General features: G+C 61.4%; 3 protein-coding genes and 1 pseudogene. 1 reads left to right on the forward strand and 3 read right to left on the reverse strand.

What is annotated here, in order from left to right; genetic code table 11:
* The 3 genes and pseudogenes from RI841_RS15465 to RI841_RS15475 all read right to left on the reverse strand — a co-directional run.
* Positions 1-266 (reverse strand): annotated as a pseudogene (locus RI841_RS15465) (HlyD family type I secretion periplasmic adaptor subunit); the annotation flags it as partial.
* The gene (locus RI841_RS15470; RefSeq protein ID WP_310706522.1) at positions 266-2,047 is read right to left on the reverse strand and encodes a type I secretion system permease/ATPase; all 1,782 of its coding nucleotides are present in this window, start codon (positions 2,045-2,047) and stop codon (positions 266-268) included. The gene RI841_RS15470 and the pseudogene RI841_RS15465, both read right to left, overlap by 1 nt.
* A 132-nt stretch (positions 2,048-2,179) precedes the next feature.
* The gene (locus RI841_RS15475) at positions 2,180-2,395 is read right to left on the reverse strand and encodes a DUF4214 domain-containing protein (RefSeq protein WP_310706523.1); all 216 of its coding nucleotides are present in this window, start codon (positions 2,393-2,395) and stop codon (positions 2,180-2,182) included.
* Positions 2,396-2,847: 452 nt separating this feature from the next.
* Between RI841_RS15475 and RI841_RS15480 the strand changes: the two genes are divergently transcribed.
* Entirely contained in the window at positions 2,848-3,357 is a 510-nt protein-coding gene (locus RI841_RS15480) for a gluconokinase (RefSeq protein WP_310706524.1), read from the forward strand.
* Positions 3,358-3,530: the final 173 nt, after the last annotated feature.

Below are 3,530 nucleotides of genomic sequence, written 5' to 3' on the forward strand. Positions count from 1 at the left end.
CCACCCTCGAGGTGCTGCACGGTGCGCTTGAAGGATTCCATGGAGACACTGCCGGGGGCAACCACCGCCACGGCAAGGGACGCGGTGAGCGCCCAGGTGCCGAAGCCGCCAAAGGCGATCAGCAGTATCACCAGGCCCAGGCGACGATAGCCCTTGTCGCTGGTGGGCAGCTTTTCCGCATACTCGCCCTCAAGGGTGGCAGGGCCTGGCGTCACGTCAATTTCATCGCGCTTCTGGACATCGTGCTTGTCGGAGGTGCCTGCCATCAGCTTTGCTCCTGGGGTTTCGTTCCACCGGCATCCGGTCGGCCGCCACCAATGGCGGCCAGGCGCGTATTGGTTGCCTGACCCACCTGCTGACGTGACTGCCCTTTCTTGGCAAACTGCGCCAGCACCTCGTCACGGGGACCGAACATGCTGACCTGACCTTCCTTGAGCACCAACAGCTTATCCATGTTCTTGAGCACGCTGGTCCGGTGACTGATCACGAACAGCGTTACCCCCTCCGCCTTGAGCTGCTGGATGGCGTGACTGAGATGACGCTCGCCGGCCTCGTCCAGGTTGGAGTTGGGTTCGTCCAGTACCACCAATACGGGGTCGCCATAGAGCGCCCGAGCCAGCCCCACGCGCTGGCGCTGGCCCCCGGAGAGCGCGCCGCTGGTCGAGGAGATATAGGTGTCATAACCGTTGGGCAGCTCGAGGATCATCTCGTGGACGCCGGCTTTCCTGGCCGCCTTGACGACCTTGTCGGGGTCGACCTCACCGAACCGCGCGATGTTCTCGCTGATGGTGCCGTCGAAGAGCTCGATATCCTGGGGCAGGTAGCCGATATGGGGGCCGAGCTCATCACGGTTATAGTGAGTTACCTCCGCACCATCCAGGCGCACATTACCGACCTGGGCCGGCCAGATGCCCAGCAGCACCCGCGCCAGTGTGGACTTGCCTGCAGCGCTCGGACCAATGATACCGACGTGTTCGCCGGCGGGCACCGCGAAGTTGATGCCGCGGATAGTGGCCATGCGCACCCCCGGCGGTGCCGCTGCCACGGTTTCAATGGCCACATCGCCACGCGGCGCCGGCAGCGACATGCGGCGATTGTCTTCGGGAATCTGCGTCAATAGCTCATTGAGGCGGCCATAGGCGCCACGGGCGCCCACGAAGCCCTTCCAGCTGCCGATCATCTGATCGATGGGCGCCAGGGCGCGGCCCATGATGATCGAACCGGCGATCATCATGCCGGCCGTCATCTCGGCTTGCAGCACTAGATACGCCCCCAGCCCGAGAATCATCGACTGGAACAGCAGACGCAGCACCTTGGAGGCATTGGTCAGTGCCCCGGCGCGATCGCTGGCCCGCGACTGCTTGGCCAGGAACTCGTGGTGCTTCTCGGACCAGCGGCCCATGATACCGGGCAGCATGCCCATGGCATGCAGTACCTCGGCATTGCGCAGGTTGGAGTTGGCCAGATCCTGAGCCTTGATATGATCGCTATTGGCCTCGGCGAGCAGGGTCTTGGTGGCCTTCTCGTTGGCGATGGCCAAGATCAGCAGCACGATGCCCGCGAAGGTCGCAAAGATGCCCAGCCAGGGGTGGAACAGGAACAGCACGGCCAGATAGACCGGCACCCAGGGCGCATCGAAGAAGGCGAAGAGGCCATTGCCGGTCAGGAACTGCCGGAGACTGGTCAGGTCGTTGAGTGGCTGGGCACTCTGCTGCCCCTGAGCGGAGACGCTGCGCCGGAACATGGCGCTATAGAGGCGCGAGTTGATGTTGGTGTCGAGGCGGTTGCCTACCCGTACCAGCATGCGCGAGCGAACGAGCTCCAATCCGCCCATCACCATGAAGAGAAAGACCACGACAAGGGTGAGCATCAGCAACGTCTCGACGCTCTGGGTGGAGAGCACACGGTCGTAGACCTGCAGCATGTACATGGGCGGAACGAGCATCAGCAGGTTGACGAACATGCTGAAGAAGCCCACCGAAACGAACGAACTGCGGCACGCCTTGAGGGCGCGCTGCAGATCCGTGGCGTCCTGTTCCTTTGCCATGGGGTGAATCACCGTTGATATAGTAGGTAGCAAAACCGGGGTAAAATAGATGTGGCAGAATAACAGAAGCGCCCCTACCGGGGGTAGGGGCGTGTCGTTGATGGCCGGCGGCTCCAGCCTCTGCCAGGGAGTCTAGCCGAAGAGCATCAGACTTTCCTGTGATTCGGTAAAACCCACCATGACAGCGCCCTCGCTCTCGCCTTGCGCCAATGGATCAATCCAAGGGTTGCGACTGGCGCCGTCCGCTTCGCGCTCCAGCCCGTTGGCGTACATCAGACCGACACGTGCCTCATTCTGAATCCGTGTATCCTCGCTGGCCGAGGCTGCAGCGGTCCTGAGCGCCAGCACGACAACCTCTACGGTTTGGGTCCGTTCCACAGCTCGGATCACGGTCCGACCCTCGCTGGGTAAGGAGCTCTCCCTGGCCTGAGGATTCCCAGGCCCGATACGTCACTACCCCGTTTAGGTGGGGCAGTGCCTTGATGGTGCAACCCTTCTTTGCCAATCACGGATGAACCGTTGCCGCCGAGGCCGAGCCCCCGTCTGAGGCCAACCCCCCCGTCGCCCGTGGCGATGTGCCGAAAGAGAGCATGCCCCCTCAGCATGACGACCAATCTACGCCTCCTGAACTACAGGATCGCATTCTTCGCCACAAGGGCTTACACCAGAAATTCACCCTGATATGACACCGTTAAGGTGTAGTAATCCTGGAGTATGTAGCCGAAACCAACTGGCCATTTACGGCTTTTTTTCGCTATGATCAACGGTAACGACCTCACCAATACAATGGACGACAATAGATGGAATCCACGCCGACACTCGTGCTGGTCATGGGAGTTTCAGGATCAGGAAAGTCTCACATCGGCCGGTTGGTTGCCGAGGCCATCGGGGCCGACTTCATCGATGCCGACGACCACCACAGCGCCGGCAGCATCAGCAAGATGTCGCGTGGCGAACCCCTCAATGACGGCGACCGGGAGGGCTGGCTCGAGACCCTTGCCGGCTTCTTTCGTGACCATGCCCGCCAGGAGCGCTCGTTGGTGATCGGCTGCTCGGCGCTCAAGCGCCGCTACCGCGACCAGCTGCGCCGGGGCGTGCCGGCACTGCGGATCCTCTACCTCCATGGCAGCCGCGAGCTATTGTGCGAGCGGCTGACCCATCGCCAGGGACACTTCTTCCAGGGTGATCATATGCTGGACAGCCAGCTTCGCGACCTGGAGCCCCCGGGCGACGATGAGGCAATTCGACTGGATATCTCCCTCACACCGGAAGAAATCGTGTCGACCTTTCTCGAGAGAATCAAGGCCTGATATCTGTCTTCTATGGCACGTAAAATAGGTCGCAATGAAATATCAATACCACATCAGAAAGGGAGGCCATCGGCCTCCCTTTTTCATTCATTATCCTCTTCCCTTTTCTCGACTAGAGCGGCCAGATAGCCAGCTGCGGCCAGGTGAGAAGGGCCGCCAGCACCAGCAGCTGG

The sequence above is a fragment of the Halomonas sp. genome (assembly GCF_031581305.1).
Classification (GTDB): Bacteria; Pseudomonadota; Gammaproteobacteria; order Pseudomonadales; family Halomonadaceae; genus Halomonas.

Excerpts from the sequence above, each read along its gene's own strand:
- RI841_RS15470 (WP_310706522.1), bottom strand. The coding sequence starts at position 2,047 with ATGGCAAAGGAACAGGACGCCACGGATCTGCAGCGCGCCCTCAAGGCG.
- RI841_RS15480 (WP_310706524.1), top strand. The coding sequence starts at position 2,848 with ATGGAATCCACGCCGACACTCGTGCTGGTCATGGGAGTTTCAGGATCA.